The sequence below is a fragment of the Devosia crocina genome (assembly GCF_900116545.1).
GTDB lineage: Bacteria > Pseudomonadota > Alphaproteobacteria > Rhizobiales > Devosiaceae > Devosia > Devosia crocina.
Genome location: NZ_FPCK01000001.1, coordinates 1283118 through 1300480 on the forward strand (window position 1 = coordinate 1283118; position 17363 = coordinate 1300480).

The 17363-nt window shown below is 59.8% G+C and carries 21 protein-coding genes; 14 read left to right on the plus strand and 7 right to left on the minus strand.

Annotation, left to right across the window (positions count from 1 at the left end; translation table 11 throughout):
• The first annotated feature begins 83 nt into the window (after positions 1 to 83).
• From BM364_RS06065 to BM364_RS06090, 6 genes are all read left to right on the plus strand, one after another.
• Positions 84 to 536, plus strand: a complete 453-nt coding sequence (locus tag BM364_RS06065; RefSeq protein ID WP_092422237.1) for an iron-sulfur cluster assembly scaffold protein — start codon at positions 84 to 86, stop codon at positions 534 to 536.
• A gap of 65 nt (positions 537 to 601) precedes the next feature.
• Positions 602 to 847, plus strand: coding sequence for a membrane protein insertion efficiency factor YidD (gene yidD, locus BM364_RS06070; protein ID WP_210186416.1), 246 nt, complete (start codon positions 602 to 604; stop codon positions 845 to 847).
• Positions 848 to 963: 116 nt separating this feature from the next.
• Entirely contained in the window at positions 964 to 2928 is a 1965-nt protein-coding gene (thrS, locus tag BM364_RS06075; protein WP_092422243.1) for a threonine--tRNA ligase, read from the plus strand.
• On the plus strand, positions 2928 to 3152 hold the full coding sequence (locus BM364_RS06080; RefSeq protein WP_092422246.1) for a hypothetical protein: 225 nt from the start codon (positions 2928 to 2930) through the stop codon (positions 3150 to 3152). Before thrS ends, BM364_RS06080 begins: the two co-directional genes overlap by 1 nt.
• Before the next feature lie 108 nt (positions 3153 to 3260).
• Positions 3261 to 3692: an alternative ribosome rescue aminoacyl-tRNA hydrolase ArfB gene (gene arfB / locus BM364_RS06085; protein ID WP_092422249.1), complete on the plus strand. Its 432-nt coding sequence runs from the start codon at positions 3261 to 3263 to the stop codon at positions 3690 to 3692.
• Positions 3693 to 3722: 30 nt separating this feature from the next.
• Positions 3723 to 5099, plus strand: coding sequence for a phosphohexomutase domain-containing protein (locus tag BM364_RS06090; RefSeq protein ID WP_092422252.1), 1377 nt, complete (start codon positions 3723 to 3725; stop codon positions 5097 to 5099).
• A 39-nt stretch (positions 5100 to 5138) separates the two neighbouring features.
• On the opposite strand, the gene BM364_RS06095 is transcribed toward BM364_RS06090, so the two are convergent.
• The 5 genes from BM364_RS06095 to BM364_RS06115 form a co-directional block, all read right to left on the minus strand.
• Positions 5139 to 6932: a hypothetical protein gene (locus BM364_RS06095; protein WP_139232497.1), complete on the minus strand. Its 1794-nt coding sequence runs from the start codon at positions 6930 to 6932 to the stop codon at positions 5139 to 5141.
• A 105-nt stretch (positions 6933 to 7037) separates the two neighbouring features.
• Entirely contained in the window at positions 7038 to 8150 is a 1113-nt protein-coding gene (dprA, locus tag BM364_RS06100) for a DNA-processing protein DprA (protein WP_244542785.1), read from the minus strand.
• A 15-nt stretch (positions 8151 to 8165) separates the two neighbouring features.
• Entirely contained in the window at positions 8166 to 8774 is a 609-nt protein-coding gene (gene plsY / locus BM364_RS06105; protein ID WP_092422261.1) for a glycerol-3-phosphate 1-O-acyltransferase PlsY, read from the minus strand.
• Between the two features lie 133 nt (positions 8775 to 8907).
• The gene (gene pyrC / locus BM364_RS06110; protein ID WP_092422263.1) at positions 8908 to 10200 is read right to left on the minus strand and encodes a dihydroorotase; all 1293 of its coding nucleotides are present in this window, start codon (positions 10198 to 10200) and stop codon (positions 8908 to 8910) included.
• The gene (locus BM364_RS06115; protein ID WP_244542786.1) at positions 10197 to 11159 is read right to left on the minus strand and encodes an aspartate carbamoyltransferase catalytic subunit; all 963 of its coding nucleotides are present in this window, start codon (positions 11157 to 11159) and stop codon (positions 10197 to 10199) included. Before BM364_RS06115 ends, pyrC begins: the two co-directional genes overlap by 4 nt.
• A 597-nt stretch (positions 11160 to 11756) precedes the next feature.
• Here BM364_RS06115 and BM364_RS18165 point away from each other — a divergent pair.
• Entirely contained in the window at positions 11757 to 12032 is a 276-nt protein-coding gene (locus BM364_RS18165) for a hypothetical protein (RefSeq protein WP_139232498.1), read from the plus strand.
• On the opposite strand, the gene ruvX is transcribed toward BM364_RS18165, so the two are convergent.
• The gene (gene ruvX / locus BM364_RS06125) at positions 12029 to 12478 is read right to left on the minus strand and encodes a Holliday junction resolvase RuvX (RefSeq protein ID WP_244542787.1); all 450 of its coding nucleotides are present in this window, start codon (positions 12476 to 12478) and stop codon (positions 12029 to 12031) included. The genes BM364_RS18165 and ruvX overlap by 4 nt on opposite strands.
• 108 nt (positions 12479 to 12586) lie before the next feature.
• Here ruvX and BM364_RS06130 point away from each other — a divergent pair, with 108 nt between their 5' ends.
• From BM364_RS06130 to BM364_RS06160, 7 genes are all read left to right on the plus strand, one after another.
• Positions 12587 to 12802, plus strand: coding sequence for a hypervirulence associated TUDOR domain-containing protein (locus BM364_RS06130; protein WP_175528481.1), 216 nt, complete (start codon positions 12587 to 12589; stop codon positions 12800 to 12802).
• Between the two features lie 54 nt (positions 12803 to 12856).
• Positions 12857 to 13375, plus strand: a complete 519-nt coding sequence (locus BM364_RS06135) for a hypothetical protein (RefSeq protein WP_092422274.1) — start codon at positions 12857 to 12859, stop codon at positions 13373 to 13375.
• Positions 13376 to 13460: 85 nt separating this feature from the next.
• Positions 13461 to 13748 carry an Asp-tRNA(Asn)/Glu-tRNA(Gln) amidotransferase subunit GatC gene (gene gatC, locus BM364_RS06140; RefSeq protein ID WP_092422277.1) on the plus strand — a complete coding sequence of 96 codons (288 nt, stop codon included), beginning with the start codon at positions 13461 to 13463 and terminating at the stop codon, positions 13746 to 13748.
• Complete coding sequence (locus tag BM364_RS06145; protein WP_092423939.1) at positions 13748 to 14230, plus strand: GNAT family N-acetyltransferase; 483 nt, start codon at positions 13748 to 13750, stop codon at positions 14228 to 14230. Before gatC ends, BM364_RS06145 begins: the two co-directional genes overlap by 1 nt.
• Positions 14227 to 14694, plus strand: coding sequence for a PDDEXK family nuclease (locus BM364_RS06150; protein WP_139232499.1), 468 nt, complete (start codon positions 14227 to 14229; stop codon positions 14692 to 14694). Before BM364_RS06145 ends, BM364_RS06150 begins: the two co-directional genes overlap by 4 nt.
• The gene (gatA, locus tag BM364_RS06155; RefSeq protein WP_092422282.1) at positions 14687 to 16171 is read left to right on the plus strand and encodes an Asp-tRNA(Asn)/Glu-tRNA(Gln) amidotransferase subunit GatA; all 1485 of its coding nucleotides are present in this window, start codon (positions 14687 to 14689) and stop codon (positions 16169 to 16171) included. Before BM364_RS06150 ends, gatA begins: the two co-directional genes overlap by 8 nt.
• 132 nt (positions 16172 to 16303) lie before the next feature.
• A complete protein-coding gene (locus tag BM364_RS06160) occupies positions 16304 to 16621 on the plus strand; it encodes a hypothetical protein (protein ID WP_092422285.1) in 318 nt (105 codons plus the stop codon).
• A 38-nt stretch (positions 16622 to 16659) separates the two neighbouring features.
• On the opposite strand, the gene BM364_RS06165 is transcribed toward BM364_RS06160, so the two are convergent.
• Positions 16660 to 17319 (minus strand): DUF998 domain-containing protein, encoded by a 660-nt coding sequence (locus BM364_RS06165; RefSeq protein WP_092422288.1) that lies wholly within the window; start codon positions 17317 to 17319, stop codon positions 16660 to 16662.
• Between the last annotated feature and the right edge of the window lie 44 nt (positions 17320 to 17363).

Genomic DNA, 17363 nt, shown 5'->3' on the forward strand with positions numbered 1-17363 from the left:
CCGGCACGCGATATCCCTGGCAGTCCCTGTCGTTCGCTCTATATAGAAGGCGTACAAGACGCGAACAAGAAGCCAGTTTTCCCATGGCGCTGAGCGAGCTCTATTCAGACCGTATTCTAGAAATTGCTGGCAATGCCGTGCAACCCGGACGTTTGCCCGATCCCGCTGCCTCGGCGCGCAAGGTCAGTCGTGTCTGTGGTTCCATGATCGAGGTGGATATCACGCTGTCGGACGGGGTCATCACTGCCTATGGACACGAGGTCTCCGCCTGCGCACTGGGCCAGACGAGTGCTGCCATTGTCGCCAAGGCAATTGTAGGCACTTCGGTCGCCGAATTCACGGAGGTCTCGCGCAGGATGCTCGCAATGCTCCGCGACAATGGAGCGCCGCCCGAGGGTAAATGGTCGGACCTTGGTTTTCTCCAGCCTGCGCGCGAGTTCCCTGCGCGGCACGCTTCAACCATGCTCGTGTTCGATGCTGTCATTGAAGCGATCGAAAAGCTGGAATCCGACCAGCATCTTGCAAGCAAAGTTTGATGCGCGACTTTATCCATGGTCTGGGTAGAGCTGTCGACTTTCCCCTTAAGCTCGCGGCGATCTTTATGATCACGCTTTACCGGTACACGCTCTCTGCCTTCGCCGGCCGGACATGTCGTCATCTGCCGACCTGCTCGGAATATACAAGAGACGCTATCTGGAGATTCGGCTTTTGGCCCGGTGGCTGGATGGGGCTGTCGCGGTTCGTGCGGTGCCGGCCGGGCGGCACGCATGGCTATGATCCTGTGCCAGATGCAATCCCGACCGATGCACACTGGTATCTGCCGTGGACCTATGGGCGATGGAAGTGACCCGCCGATAGCAGCGCAGCCCCAGCAGAGGGCTGGCAGGATGGCAAAAGCATGCTATTCAGGCCGCCTTGCAGCGGAAGGTCCGTTGCACCAATCCCTATTTCTGGAGATCTACAATGTCGATCATGGTGACGTTCCCCGATGGTGCATCTCGCGAGTTCCCGCGCGGCACCACCGGCACCACCGTGGTCGAGGGCATCTCCAAGTCACTGGCCAAGAAGACCGTGGCAATGCGCTGGAACGGCGTTCTCTCGGATCTTTCGGATCCGCTCGATGCCGACGGCAAGATCGAGTTCGTGACGCGCGATAGCGGCTCCAAGGATGTGCTGGAACTGATCCGGCACGATGCTGCGCACGTGCTCGCGGAAGCCGTGCAGGAGCTTTGGCCCGATACGCAGGTGACCATCGGTCCTGTGATCGAGAATGGCTTTTACTACGACTTCTATCGTCCGGCAGGTCCGTTCACCGAAGATGAGTTGCGCACCATCGAAAAGAAGATGAGCGAGATCATCGATCGTGGCGCGGCCTTCACCAAGGAGGTCTGGAGCCGCGACGAGGCCAAGGCCTGGTTCGAAGCCAAAGGCGAAGCCTTCAAGGTTGAGCTGGTGGATGCCATTCCGGCGGACCAGTCGATCAAGATGTATGCGCAGGGCCAGTGGAAGGACCTTTGCCGCGGCCCGCATATGCGGACGGTGAAGGATGTCGGCCAGGCGTTCAAGCTGACCAAGGTGGCCGGTGCTTATTGGCGTGGGGACAGCAATCGCGAGGTGCTCTCGCGCATCTACGGCACTGCTTTCCCAACCAAGGAAGAGCTCGACGCCCACATCACCATGCTCGAAGAGGCTGAAAAGCGCGACCACCGCAAGCTCGGCCGCGAAATGGATCTCTTCCACATGCAGGAAGAGGCGCCGGGGCAGGTGTTCTGGCACCCGAACGGCTGGAACATCTATGTGGGCCTGCAGGACTACATGCGCCGCAAGCAACGCGCCGACGGCTATGTCGAGGTGAACACGCCGCAAGTGGTAAGCCGCAAGCTCTGGGAAGCCTCAGGCCACTGGGACAATTATCAGGAAAACATGTTCATCGTCGAGGTCGACGAGGAGCACGCCAAAACCAAAACCGTCAATGCGCTCAAGCCGATGAATTGCCCCTGCCATGTGCAGGTGTTCAACCATGGCCTGAAATCCTATCGCGACTTGCCGCTCCGCATGGCCGAGTTCGGATCGTGCAATCGCTACGAGCCTTCAGGGGCACTGCATGGAATCATGCGCGTGCGCGGCTTCACCCAGGACGACGCGCATATCTTCTGCACCGAGGAGCAGATCGAGGCCGAGACGAAGAAGTTCATCGACTTTTTGGCCGGAATCTACGCCGATCTGGGCTTCACCGACTGGCGCATCAAGCTTTCGACGCGCCCGGAAAAGCGGATCGGTTCGGAAGAAAGCTGGGATCGTGCCGAAGCTGCCCTGGGCAATGCCTGCAAGGCGGCTGGGTATGACTTCACCGTCTTTCCCGGTGAGGGTGCATTCTATGGGCCCAAGCTCGAATTCGTTTTGACCGACGCCATCGGTCGTGACTGGCAGTGCGGCACACTCCAGGTGGATCCGAACCTGCCCGAGCGGCTGGATGCGGAATATGTGGGAGCCGATGGCGCCAAGCACCGCCCGATCATGCTGCACCGGGCCGTGCTGGGGAGCTTCGAGAGATTCATCGGCATTCTGATCGAGAACAGCTCGGGCAAGCTGCCGTTCTGGCTCGCACCGCGGCAGGTTGTCGTCGCTACCATCGTTTCGGAAGCGGACGAGTATGCCGAAAAGCTAGTGAGCCAGTTGCGGGGGGCCGGCATTCGCGCCGAGCTCGATGCGCGCAACGAGAAGATCAACTACAAGGTGCGCGAGCATTCGGTGCAGAAGGTGCCGCTGATGTTCGTGGTCGGCAAGCGCGAGGCCGATGAAGGCACGGTATCCGTGCGTCGCCTCGGTGCCGAGGGTCAGATGGTCATGCCGTCGATGGAAGCCATAGTCACTCTTATTGCCGAAGCGACCCCACCCGATCTCAAGGCGAAGGCCGAGGCTGCCTGATGCCGCAACGGCCATCCAATCGCGAGATGAAGGCGCTTTATCATCTGGGCGAGGCCAACGTGCTTGGCCCCGATGACTTCAAGGATATCGGTGAAAAGACCTTTGCCGGCATGCTCAAGAAGAAGTGGGTGGAAGAGGCCGGGCCGGGCAAATACCGGACAACTGAAAAGGGCCGCATCATCCACGACGAGGAAGTGTATTTCACCGGGCGCTGGAAGCGTTAGTCGTGCGGCGGAGCATCCTTGTTCCGCCGCCCATTCTTCACCGGCGACGATCTGCGAGAGATGACTGTCCCTGTGTCCGGCGAAATGACGAGGCAAGCTGGGATTCCGATGCCTGATCCGATACAGATCACCCGCTCAGTCTTCATCGATCCCAGCGAGATCGAAGAAACATTTGTGCGTGGCGCGGGTCCGGGCGGGCAGAATGTCAACAAGGTGGCAAGCGCGGTGCAGTTGCGCTTTGATCTTGTGAATTCTCCTGGCATCCCCGAGCCGATGAAGCGGCGCGTTGCGACACTCGCCGGCAGCCGGCTAACCAAGGATGGTGTAATCGTCATCACTGCAAACAGCCATCGGGACCAGCCGCTGAACCGTGCGGAGGCTCTCGAGCGGCTGGTCGCCTTGCTCAAGGCGGGTGCCTTCGTGCCAAAGCCCCGGATCGCGACCCGCCCGACCCTTGCCAGCAAAAAACGGCGTCTCGATGCCAAAACCAATCGCTCGGGCATCAAGGCCGGACGTGGCCGGCCTCGTGTCGACGATTAGCATGCTCCCTTTGCCAAACTGGATGGATCTATGAGCTTGAAGTTCGGAACAAGCGGCGTTCGCGGTCTTGTGGCGGATTTGGAGGGACAGCCGGCCAGGCGCTATGTCGCCGCGTTTCTTCGGCACCTTCAGTCCTCCGGACAGATGCAAGGCGGACGCGTACTTGTCGGATACGATCTGCGCCCCTCGAGCCCCGACATAGCAGTCGACTGCCTCAATGCCGTCGCCGCCTCAGGGTTCGAACCAGTTGACTGCGGTGCGGTTCCCACTCCGGCGCTGGCTCTTAGGGCGCTCGATACCGGCAGTGCGGCCGTTATGATTACGGGCAGTCATATTCCCGCCGATCGCAACGGTCTTAAATTCTACACGCCGACGGGTGAGGTGAGCAAAGACGACGAGGCGGGAATCGTTGGCTCCCTCGGCGAGAGCCCCGTGCCCGATGCTTCCTATAGCGCTGCAGACGAACATGAGGTTACCCTCAGCGCCTATTTCGACCGATGTGTAAGCCTCTTGCCAGAAGGCGCTCTGGCGGGTTGGACGATCGGCATCTTCGAGCATTCGACGGTCTCGCGCGACCTGATGGGCGAAGTGGTGCGGGCGCTCGGGGCGAAAACAGTGTCGTTCGGCCGCAGCGACGTTTTCGTGCCGGTGGACACCGAAGCTTTTTCCGATGCCTTGTTTCAGCCGCTTGCCGGTTGGGTGCGCGACCATGATCTTGACGCCCTGATTTCAGCTGACGGAGATGCCGACCGGCCACTTCTGGTGGACGGCAAAGGTCAGTTTGTCCGCGGTGATGCGCTTGGCCTCCTTGCGGCGCGCTTTCTCGAAGCGAAAGCCGTCGTCACCCCCGTCACCTCCAACTCGGCAATCGAACGTACGGGGTTCTTTAGCGAGGTCGTCCGAACCCGTGTCGGATCGCCTTTTGTGGTGGCCGAGATGGAGAAGGCGACGAGCGTAGTTGGTTTTGAAGCCAATGGCGGCACATTTGTGGGCAGGGGCTTGAGCCTGCCGCCGCTGCCGACTCGCGACGCGATTTTGCCCGTGATTGCGACGCTGGCGCTTGCGGCTCGCGAAGGTATCACCGTCGCAGACCTGGTTTTGCGTCTGCCACTGCAAGTCGCCGTGGCCGATCGGCTGCAGAACGTGCCTAGCGACCGGAGCGGTGAGTTCCTTGCCCGTCTTGGCGCCGATGAGAACTATGCGAGCGAAGTTTTCGCGCCACACACGATCGAGCGCGTCAATGCGATCGATGGTCTGCAGTTCCACCTGACGGGTGGAGAGACCGTGCATTTTCGCGCGTCGGGCAATGCGCCCGAACTGCGCTCCTATGTCGAGGCTGCCACGGCGGAACGGGCAAGCGAATTGCTGGTCTGGTCAATGAGAGCGCTTGAAAAGGCGGTCCGGTAGCTGAAATGAAAAGGGCGGCGGGTGGCCGCCCTCAGCTATCTATTCGGCTGTCGCGGTGATGTTCACCTTATCGATCAGCACGGTGGGGTCTTCTTCGGCCGCAGCGAAATCGATCATGCTGAGGCCCGGATCGTTCTTCGCCTCGATGCCGATGCTGAGCGATTTTGCCGCCCCGCTGACGAAGCGATTGATAGCCGAACCCAGGTTCGCCGCGTCTGCTGCGCCTGCCATGACTCCGATGATCGTGCCTTCGGCGAGCCCCGCAAAGACCGGGCGCAACGTGGCGGGATCTGCGCCCTGTTCGGCCGCAGCGATGGCCAGGATGATATCGGACAGTCCGGCATCGGTGATGTCGAGGTTCAAGGTTTTCACCGCCAGCGCAAGTCCGGCCATCATGGCCTCGTTCTCGTCGGACGAGAACAGTGCCTCGGTGGCATTGGCGAGCGTGCCTGAAAGAACGACGGTCGCCAGATCGACCCCGCTGAGCGAGATTTCTTCCACATCGATGCTGCTGGTGCCTGCGTTCCATGACGCAGCCACGCGGAAACCGGCGTCGATATCGGTGATGCCGAGGCTGACCAACTGCTGGAGTTGCTCGTCCCCACCATCTTCAGGCAACTGGACGCGTATGCCGGTTGCCGAGGTATCGAGCACACTGGGGATGCCGTTGATATAACCTCCAAGGGTCAGATCAAACGCGTCGACATCGGCGACGATCCGCTCGCCATCGACATCGGGATCAGGGATATCAACGGATAGATCGGAAAGAGCAAATCCCTCAAAGGCAGGGATCATGGACCGGACATTTTCTGCAAGCCAGCCGTCATCGATCCGCTCGGGCGCAGACTCGAGCGTTGCGATGGCGGAAGTGAAATCGGATCGCTTGATCGTGACATTACCCAGCGCAATGGTGCCCTCGTCTCCCATATCGAGAGCAAACCCATCCATGGCGATCGAGGGGTAAATGCCGGGCGACATGCCGCCCATTGTCATGCCGGCGACGGCGATCGTGAGGCTGCGACCTTCGTCATCGACGCCGTCGCAGGAAAGACCGTCGACGACGAACTCCTCCGTTTCGAAGGCGGTAAGGAAGTCGGCATAGATGCGGAACACCTTGCCCAGGGTTTCCGGCGATGGGTCGTCGGGATTGTCTTCGAGCTGCTGCATCACAGCAGCGAACTCGATAAGGGAGGTATCCAGCGGCCGAGCGCGCACCTCGGCCGTGCTGATCGAGCCCAGCTGGCACGAAGCGTCCTCGGCTTCGAAACTCCCACCTTCGAGCACGAAGTCCGAATAGAGTGTCTCCATACTGGTCCAGCCAGGATCGTCGACAAGACCATATATATCGAGCACGCCAGCCATATTGAAGTTGGCGGCCGACATTGCGCCCATTTCGGCGGAGCCATCGGGCGCCGTAAAGCTCGAGCCATCGAGGCTGACCGATGATGCAACGCCCTTGCTGACGTTTTCGAGGACTAGATTGTTGAAGACCAGGGTGCTTTCCTCGGGGGCCCCGTCGATCGTTGTGGTGATGGTCACCCGTATCTCGGGCACGGTGATGCTGGACGCATCAAGCGTTGCAAGTGCCTCAGCATTGTCAACGAGATCGCCGCTGATGATTGCACGAATGGTTTCTTCATCGACGCTGGAATCAACTGCATCCACGGTGGGGATGGAGATCGAAAAGGCGGGCGCTGCAGCAACGGCCTCTTGGGTCGGGGTCCTAGTCTTGACCTTTTGCGCCATGGCTGGAATGGCCGGCAGTGCGACGCTGACCAGACAGGCTGCGGCTATGCTGGCAAGGCCACGTCTGGAAATAACGTTCGATGTCATAGAGTTCTCCCGGTTCTGGCGGACTGTGCACCTCCGCCGATCTGTGACAACAGATAGCGGCCATTTGTAGGAGGGGCAAATGCAAGTGCCGTGACGGACCGGCGCTTAGCGGCTGCGCAGCGCCACAAGCTGGCCACTCGACCATTCGATCTGTTGGTCCAGATCCAACTCCAGCAGCAGGATCTGCAAAGATTGCGGCGGTAGGCCAGTTGCTACCAAAATGTCGTCCACCGCCATCGGCGTAGGCGACAGCGCGGTCAAGAGGCGGGAGCGTTCGTCCTCGCCTGGGGGTTCGACAGCAGGCAGATCAAGCGGCAATTCCCATTCTCGATCTAAGAAAGCCTGGCGGGAAGGATCAGCGCTGCCGATTGTGTCGAGTATGTCAGCGGCAGACATTACCAGCTTGGCGCCCTGCTGGATCAGGCTGTTTCCACCCTCGGCACGCGGATCGAGCGGAGATCCGGGAACGGCGAAAACATCTCGATTTTGCTCAAGCGCCAGCCTCGCAGTGATGAGAGAGCCTGAGCGCTTCGCCGCCTCGACCACCACAATGCCGAGCGAAAGGCCAGACACAAGCCGATTGCGACGTGGGAAGTCTCGAGCCCGGGGTTCCCAACCGATCGGCATCTCGCTCAGAAGCGCTCCGCCAGATTGAAGGATCTGGTCCGCTAGCGGCCTGTTTTCGTCGGGATATATGCAGTCGAGCCCGCCAGCGAGCACTGCCACGGTGCCCGTTTCCAGGCTCGCCCGGTGCGCCGCGGTGTCTATGCCACGGGCAAGGCCTGATATGATCGTATAGCCACCGGCCCCCAAATCACCCACCAGCATGTGTGTCATCTTGATGCCCGCTGCCGAGGCATTGCGTGCTCCGACCACCCCGACAGTGCGTTGCCAATCGAGCCGCTCGCCACCGGCCATGGTAAGAACCGGAGGAGCGGCCGGGATGTGATGGAGATGCCCGGGATAGTCAGGATCGACCATGGTGACGATCCGGCCTCCGAGCCTTTCGGTTGCGGCGATTTCGTCTTCAGCCGACATGTGGGAAGCGATTTGGATGGGCCTGCCTGAATTGCGCATCAGGCCGGGAAGGGCGTCCAGCGCAGCTTCCACCGTGCCAAACCGGTTGACCAGTTGGCGGAAGGTGACGGGGCCGACATTGCCGCTCCGCGCCAAGCGTAGCCAATCAATGCGCTGGGCCGGCGTGAGCGTATGCGTCACGCGGGCCACCATGGATCAGCTCGCCTTCTTCTGGCTGCCGATGCGCGGCTCTGTACCCGACAGGAGACGCGCGATGTTTTCGCGATGCTGGAAGAACAGCAGCAGCGCCAGAACGAGCACCGTCATCGAAAGCCACTCCGATCCGAAGAGATAGGCAAAGATCGGGGCGGTCGCTGCGGCGGTCAGCGCGGAAAGAGAAGAAATTTTACGGGTTAGGGCAATCAACAGCCACACCGTGCAGAAGATGAGCCCCACAGGCCAGGCAAGCGCAAGAAGAGAGCCGATCATGACCGCCACACCCTTGCCGCCCTTGAAGCCGAGCCAGACCGGAAAGCAATGACCAAAGAAAGCGCCGACTGCCGCCAGCATGGCCGCTTCCTCGCCCCAGAAATAACGTGCAACAACCACCGGAACGGCTGCCTTGAGCGCGTCCAGGACGAGAGTTGCGGCCGCAACCTTCTTGTTACCGGTACGCAGCACATTGGTCGCACCGATATTGCCTGAACCAATCTTGCGAATATCGCCAAGGCCGGCGGCGTGGGTCAGGATCAAGCCAAAGGGAATGGAACCGGCAAGATATCCGAGCACCAGTGCCAGAACGAGTGGCATGATATCAATCGTCATGATTGCCCCCTTTATCTTCAGAGCAGTAGCGCCCGGCAGGTCTTGGAGCAAGGGCCACGACGGTACAAGACCACATCATGCTGCCGCTTTTCCAGGCTGAGGCGCGCTGCGCCTGTTCTGCTTCGTGCCCCGGTCAATCCTCGTGGAGGAACACCGTTTCGCCGCCGACGATCGTCCGCATCACCTTGCCAGCAAGGCGTGCTCCTTCGAAGCTGGTGTTGCGCGAGCGCGACCTCAGCTGGTTCTCGTTCACCTGCCAGGGATAGTCGAGATCGACTAGGATCAGGTCCGCCGGTGCACCCTTGGCAATCCGACCGGACTCAAGCCCCAGGATCTGCGCGGGCCGGTACGTCATGGCCTTCAGCACGCTCAGAAGTGGCACATCGCCGGAATGAACCAGCCGCAATGCAGCGGCTAGAAGCGTTTCGAGACCGATGGCGCCGTTTGAGGCCTCTGCAAAGGGCTGACGCTTGACTTCGCTATCCTGTGGGTCGTGATCGGAGTGGATGGTGTCGATCGCGCCTGCCCGCAATCCTTCGATAATCGCCTGCCGATCCGCTTCCGTGCGCAAGGGGGTGCCCAGCTTGAAATAAGTGCGGTATCGGCCGATGTCGTTCTCGTTGAGACAGAGATTGTTGATCGACACGCCAGCCGTAATGCGCGGATTGCGTTTCTTGGCGCTGGCGACAATCTCCACTGACCCTTCAGTCGAGATTTGCGCTGCGTGGTACCGCACTCCGGTCAGGGCGGCGAGCTGCAGGTCGCGGGCCAGCGGAATGGTTTCGGCTTCGCGCGGAACGCCCTTCAACCCCAATACAGTGGCGAACAACCCTTCATTCATAACGCCTTCGCCGATCAAACCTGCATCGGCGACGTGATGAACGATAGTCATATCGTAATTGGCGGCATAGGACATCGCCGTGCGCAACAGGGCAGTCGATTGAATGGAGTTGCGTCCATCGGTGAGGCACACTGCGCCTGCTTCCCGCATGAGCCCAAATTCGGTCAGATCCTTGCCGGCCAGACCCTTGGTAATGCCCCCCGCCGGCAAGACGTTCACCTTGGCCGTAGCTTTGGCGCGACGAACAAGGAAATCAACCACGGCGCCGTCGTCGACCGCCGGCATGGTGTCGGGCATCATAACAAAGGATGTGATGCCGCCCGCTGCAGCCGCTTGGCCAGCAGAGGCAAGCGTTTCGCGATATTCCCAACCCGGTTCGCCGGTGAACACGCGCATGTCGACCAGGCCAGGCGCGAGAGCCAGCCCTCCCGCATTCACGACCTCGGCGCCGTCCGGAACCCCGACGGGACCGCCCAGTGCGATGTCGCTGATGCGACCATTCTCGATAAGAATTGCTCCCTTCTGGTCGGTGCCGGAGGCAGGATCCAGAACACGGGCGTTTTCGATGAGCAGTGGCCTGGTCATGCTTGCTCTCCGGACAGCAGGGCATCGAGAACTGCCATACGCACAGCCACGCCCATCTCGACCTGATCGGTAATGACGGATCTTGCACTGTCGGCAATGGCAGGATCTATTTCTACGCCGCGGTTCATCGGCCCTGGATGCATGACGATCGCATCGGGCTTTGCGTGGGCGAGCCTTTCAGCGTCGAGCCCATAGAAACGGTAGTATTCGCGTACCGACGGGATCATCTTGCCGCTGGCTCGCTCGTGCTGCAGGCGGAGCATCATCACCACGTCCACGTCCTTCAGACCCGCTTCCATGTCTGTAAAAACCTCGGTTGCGAGGTGTTCGATGCCGGCGGGCAACAGGTTGCGTGGCGCGATCACCCTCGTGCGCACATGAAGCGCGCCGAGCAGCAGCAGGTTGGATCGAGCAACCCGGGAATTGGCGATGTCTCCGCAGATGGCAACAGTCAGTCCGTTGATCCGCCCCTTGTGCCGCCGGATGGTGAGAGCATCGAGGAGGGCCTGGGTCGGGTGCTCATGTGCGCCGTCGCCGGCATTGACGACCGAGCAGCCTACTTTTTGGGACAACAGTTCCACCGCGCCGGCGGCCGAGTGACGAACAACAAGCACATCGGGGCGCATGGCGTTCAGTGTTGCCGCCGTGTCGATCAACGTCTCGCCCTTGCTGACCGAAGAGCTTTTGACGGACATGTTGACCACGAGCGCGCCAAGACGCTTGCCGGCGATCTCGAAGGAGGATTGTGTGCGCGTCGAGGGCTCGAAAAACAGGTTGATCTGCGTCTTGCCCGAAAGCGTGGGCAATGACTTGCGCTCCTGTCGGCTGACCGGAACCATGCGCTCAGCCCGATCAAGCAGTTCGATGATTTCGGGCTGCTTGAGATCGGCGATGGAAATGAGGTGTCTTTGACGGAACGGAGGAAAGTCGCCAGAGGTGCTGGCGGGCATATCGGCCATGCTCGAAACCCTTCAGATTTGCTGCGGTCTATCCGAGGGCAGGGCAGGGTTCAACCGGTCCGTGTCGGCAATACATTCGACAGGCACAATAAGCACCTTGACGACAACAATATATCGGAACATAAGAAGAACATATGTGAACAAACTCAGGGGTAAGTAAAAGCACGGGTTTGCCTCAAGAGAGGTTTAGGGCGCTTAGTTGTGGGCGCTTGCTGCTCATGAGAGGTGCCCCTATGTGCTCACTCGCCGTATTTCTAGCATTTCTCAAGCGTAGTTTCCGCAGGTGGATCAACGAGGGTATGCGAGCCATTACATGCATTACCTCCGAAGATCATTCGATACGCCAGCGAAGGTGCCGGAGTTGCACGGTTCGTCTTCGCATGGTTGTCGGCCTGGACGGAGGAAAGAGGCTGCAAGTTGATGCATATGCAAAACGTCGTTCTCGTTCAGGAAAGAAGCGGTAGGATCAAGAATGCTCTTCCACTGGCCGGCAGAGTAGTTCGAATCACCTGGTCTGATGGAGTATCAGAGAACAAAGACATCTCACCTCTGCTCTTGAATCATCGAGCCTTTGGAAGAGTGAGAAAGGAGGACACAGTGTTCTCGTCGCTGAAAATCTCTTCAGATGGGGCGCGACTGCTCTGGGACGATGGTTCGTCGTTAAGTGCCAATGCTATAGCCAAGCTCCCACACACCGAGATGGATGCATCTGAATTCCGGAGCATCATGGCGGATCTGAACATGACCAGTGAGGCAGTGGGCTCTTTATTAGGCTTATCGCGCCGGGCGATCACCAGTTACAGGGGTGGTGAGCCGATCCCAAGAGTGGTCGCAATTGCCATGCAGTTCTTGCGTGATCGCTTCGCCCTCTAATTTTTACGCAGCCGATCAAGGGCGCCTTGGAGGATGTAGCTGGCGGCGAGTTTGTCGACCACTTCGGCGCGCCGGTCTCGCCGCAGGTCAGCTTCGATCATCATTCGGGTCACCGCAGAGGTCGATAGGCGCTCGTCCCAGAAGCCGATTGGCAGAGCAAGCTTCTGAGACAGATTGCGGGCGAAGGCGCGTGTCGATTGTACCCGTGGCCCTTCGCTTCCGTCCATGTTGAGCGGCAAACCCAGAATCAGCGCAACGGCCTGATGGCCTTGCACTAACTCGATGATCCGCTCCGCATCCTGGGTGAACTTGGTTCGCTTGATCGTTTCTAGTGGGGTTGCGGAGTAGCGCATGCCATCGGACACAGCGACGCCGATGGTTTTCGTGCCCAAGTCCAATCCGAGGATTTTCCCTGCCGGGGGTATGGTGTCGAGACCTTCGGTCACAAAGCTGTCCAAGCTATTTCGTAGACGTATCGAGCCGCTCTATCATGTTGCGGGCTGTACGGGAACGGTTTGGCCGGGTCTCTCATTTTCCGGGAAACGGAGATGATCATGGCTTTTCGCAAGGGTTCCAAGGTGAGCTGGGCTTGGGGGGCGCATACGGCCGAGGGAAAGATTGTGGAGCGGTTCACCTCCAAGGTGACGCGGACGATCAAGGGCAGCGAGGTGACGCGCGAGGCTAGCCAGAAAGAGCCAGCCTACCTGATCGAGCAGGAAGATGGCGACAAGGTACTCAAGAGCCGAAGCGAGCTGAAACCGCGCTCTTGACCGTGCCGGTCCACATGACCCATCTGCGGCGTCATCTTTAGTGGATCAAAGCGCATGAAGCTCACCTGGTTTGGCAGTGACACATTCCGCATTCACGCAGCGGGCTCGATGATTGTCGTGGAAGGCAAGGACAGACTTGCAGGTGTCGATCACTCGGAGCTTGTCAGCGGCGCCGATCATGTCTTCGCTTTTGACGCGGCTCCAACTGTGCCTGCTGGCTGGAAACCTCGCGCACCTCTCAAGATGCTTGAAGCAGGAGAGGGGCTTCGCGCTCCCGATGTCGTCCAGATCGGTAATGGGGCGCTGGCGGTCGATGCGGATGGTGAGGCGCCTCTGATTCTCCTGAAAAGAGAGGTCGAGCTGAGCGGCCGGTGGGTTGGGCAGTCTGTTGTTGCGATGGTCGGAACAAATCTTGCCAGGCGCGGCGAATCGTTGCTGCTCCGTCACGCTCCACGCCTCTTGGCGCTCGCCGGAAGCGATGCGGAGGTGGAGGCTGCGTTTGGGGTTCTGCCCCCGCTTCTTGATGGCACGGGTCTTGTGGCGCTCGAGCGCGCATTGGCTGTGGAAGTCTGATTGGCCGCATAAGCCATTTTCATTGTCATTTCCGCCCGGGCGTTGCTAAGGGAAATGCAGAGAAGCCTATTCGCTGGAGTTTCAAATGTCTGTCGACGCCGCCACCGTCAAGCGCATCGGGCGCCTCGCGCGCATCCGCATCGAGGAAGCGGAAGTGGAAGGTTACCAGGCCGAGCTCAACGCCATTCTCGGCTTTGTCGAGCAGCTGAGCGAAGTGGATGTCGAGGGCGTCGAGCCGATGACCTCGGTTACTCCGATGCACTTGCGGCGCCGCGATGATGTCGTCACCGACGGCAATTATGCAGAGCAGATCGTCAAGAATGCGCCGCTCACAGAAGACAATTTCTTTATGGTCCCCAAGGTCGTCGAATGATGGCGATATCTATCGCTGTCGAGACACCACTGCAGGACGATGTGCGCGCGCTGGTTGCGCAGCTAAACGATCACCTTCTGCCCCTCTCCCCGCTGGAATTCCAGTTCAAGATGACCGTGGAGCAGATGGCGGATAGCGATACAACGCTTTTCGTCGCCCGTGATGATGAGGGACGGGCAGTGGGCATGGGCGCACTAAAGGCGCATGGACCAGAGCTTGGCGAAGTCAAGCGCATGTATACTGTCCCCGAGGTGCGGGGCCAGCGTGTCGGCCGTCAGTTGCTGGACGCGATCGTCGCATTGGCAAGGCAGCGCCAGATGGCAACGGTGATGCTGGAAACCGGCACTGGTGACGGCATGGCGGAAGCGCACAGGCTCTATACGCGCTACGGTTTTGTGCCGCGCGGGCCGTTCCTGGATTATCCGGATAGCGCCTGGTCAGCATTTTTCGAGCTTCGGCTGGATGCGGAGCAGGCAGCGTGATGCGCTTCGCCCTTTGCAGCCTACTTGCCTTGACTTCACCCGTTCTGGCGCAGGAGGACCTGCGCATCGACCAGACCAAGATCCACGTCAGCAATGCCGAGGCTTGCGGTCTGATCGAGGAGAAGGGTATCGACGCCTTCATGGATCTGGATTTCCTCGTTCTCGATTTCACCAAAGGGATCGAGTCGATGGAGTTCCACTGCAACTTCTTCGATGTCAAAAGCCGCGAAGGGTCTGCGCATCTCTTTATCGATGCGATCTGCGAAATCCCGGGCGAGATTTACCCTGACATCTTGGCCGTAACCCCTTATTCGGAGACCGAGGTGCAGGTGGCATCTTCCGCTGACATAGCCTGGGCGACGCGTCTTGAGCTGGAAGACGCGGAAATGGTTGACACAATGGTGCCAACAGGCACGACCATCTACACGCGCTGCGACAATCTGAGCGAGATTACCGTTGACTGAACTGACCAAGCTGAGCCTCGCCGACGCCCGCAAGGGACTCAAGGACAAGAGCTTCACCGCGCTGGAACTGACTGACGCCTATCTCGGCGCGATCGATGCCGGCAATGACAAGATCAATGCCTATGTGGCGACGACCCCCGAGCAGGCGCGGGACATGGCCAAGGCAAGCGATGCCAAGCTCTCCAAAGGCGAAGCGGGGCTTCTCGAAGGCATTCCGCTCGGCGTAAAGGACCTCTTTGCAACCAAGGGTGTCCATACCCAGGCAGCAAGCCACATTCTCGACGGGTTCAAGCCTGAATACGAATCCACCGTTACCGCCAATCTCTGGCGCGATGGCGCGGTCATGCTTGGCAAGCTCAACATGGACGAGTTCGCCATGGGCTCGTCCAATGAGACGAGCTACTACGGCTCTGTCGTCAACCCCTACCGCGCCGAAGGCAGCAATGCCAATCTTGTACCGGGGGGCTCATCGGGCGGTTCGGCTGCTGCGGTCGCTGCATGGATGTGTGCGGGTGCGACAGCGACGGATACCGGCGGTTCGATCCGCCAGCCTGCCGCCTTTACCGGCACTGTGGGCATCAAACCCACCTATGGTCGCTGCTCGCGTTGGGGCACTGTTGCCTTCGCATCTTCGCTTGATCAAGCTGGCCCGATCGCGCGGACGGTGGAAGATGCTGCACTGATGCTGCAGTCCATGTCCGGATTCGATCCCAAGGATTCCACCAGCGTTGATCTGGCAGTGCCCGATTTCGCAGCGGCCGTCGAGCGGGGCGTCAAAGGGCTGACCATCGGCGTGCCGCGCGAATATCGCATGGACGGGATGCCGGCGGAGATCGAAGCGCTCTGGAATCAGGGCCTCGAATGGCTAAAGGCCGAAGGCGCTACCGTTAAGGATATCTCGCTGCCGCACACGAAGTACGCTTTGCCGGCCTACTACATTGTCGCTCCCGCTGAAGCGTCGTCCAACCTCGCGCGTTATGACGGTGTCAAATATGGCCTCCGCGTTTCGGGCAAGGACATCACCGACATGTATGAGCTGACCCGAGCTGCCGGGTTCGGCCGCGAGGTGAAGCGCCGCATCATGATCGGCACCTATGTCCTTTCGGCCGGCTACTTCGACGCCTACTATGTCAAGGCGCAAAAGCTGCGCACATTGATCAAGAAGGACTTCGAAGACGCCTTCAATGCAGGGGTCGACACGATCCTCACGCCTGCGACGCCCTCGGCTGCATTCGCCATTGGCGATGAAGCCCTGGCGAGCGATCCCGTGGCCATGTATCTGAATGACGTTTTCACCGTAACAGTAAACATGGCCGGTCTTCCTGGTATCGCCGTACCGGCCGGCCGCGATGGCAAGGGCCTTCCGCTTGGCCTGCAATTGATCGGCAAGCCGTTCGATGAGGAGACGCTCTTTGCTGCGGCCCGTGTCATCGAAAAGAGCACCGGCACTCGGTTCGCGCCGACCCGCTGGTGGTAGTGGCCGAAGAGCTCGCATGCACCGGTGGCGCTTGATCGCGCCGCCGTTCCGCACTATTTCCGCCCCATGCACAAGTTGAAACTGGTTGTGACGCGCCCCGTTGCTGCGTCCGGGCCAACAGGAATTTCGCCGATGGCCGCTGATATTTTCATGACACTGGATTGGTCTGAGCCCCCCAAGGACATGAGCAAGCCATTGCAGGCACTCTGGTGGCTCAAAAAGGGTGAACTGCGCGTAGGTCCAGAGTGGGAGAGGGCGCACAACATCGTGCAAGCCATGGAAGGTGTTCAGGCCTTTGATTGGGTCCATGCCCTCATGCACTGGATCGAGGCCGATATGGGCAATGCAGACTACTGGTATCGCCGGGCCGGAAAGCGCCGCGCTACGGCCAGCGTTTCCCAGGAATGGGAACATATCGCGGCCGCGCTGAGCGAAGTGACCAGGCACTAAATGTAGCCGCGCGTGCGTGAAGCGCGGCACTGCTGCGCTTAGCCGGTCTGGCCTAGCGCAGGGCGCTTCTGCTTGCTTTCGATGAGCATGGCAGTTCCGATGACCATGTACCATATGGTCTGCGGCCATGCTGCGAGGCGCTCCACAGTACCGCGCCCCAAGACCGGACCACCGAAAGCATGACAGATTGCGCCAGCGAGAATGGTTGCGCCCAGAATGATGCTGAAGAGTGCAAAATAGGGATGATGGTTTCGCCAGGCCGAGCCAAAGAGGATCAGTCCGAGCCCTGGTAGCGTGAGCGCCAGTACCGCGCCGAGGATATGGGGGCCGAGCGCCTCGTTAAGCGGAAAAAAGCCGACGATGATAGCACCGATGTTGCCAAGGATGAGGCACCATGCGGCGAGCCGCGTTTTCCTTGAAGCCCGCCACAAATCCTGAGCGAGCAAGAGCCCGCAGATCGCCAAAATCCCGTGGGCGATGATGCCAAAGTTGAATACGGCATGAAGTGGCGCGCAGATGAGGTTGTCGCTACCCGAGGTCGCATCGTAGAAAATGCCGCACTCGGTGATGCCCAGCAGACTGATATCGAATCGGATGAGGTCGTACTCGTTCATCGCTGACTGAGCCACAGCCTGAGCAATGAAGAACTGCACCGTCAGTAGCCATAAGAGCGCTCCAGGGCGTCTTCGATTCGTCATCCGCTATTCCCCCACTTCTCGCCAGGTAGTCCGAAACCCGGAAC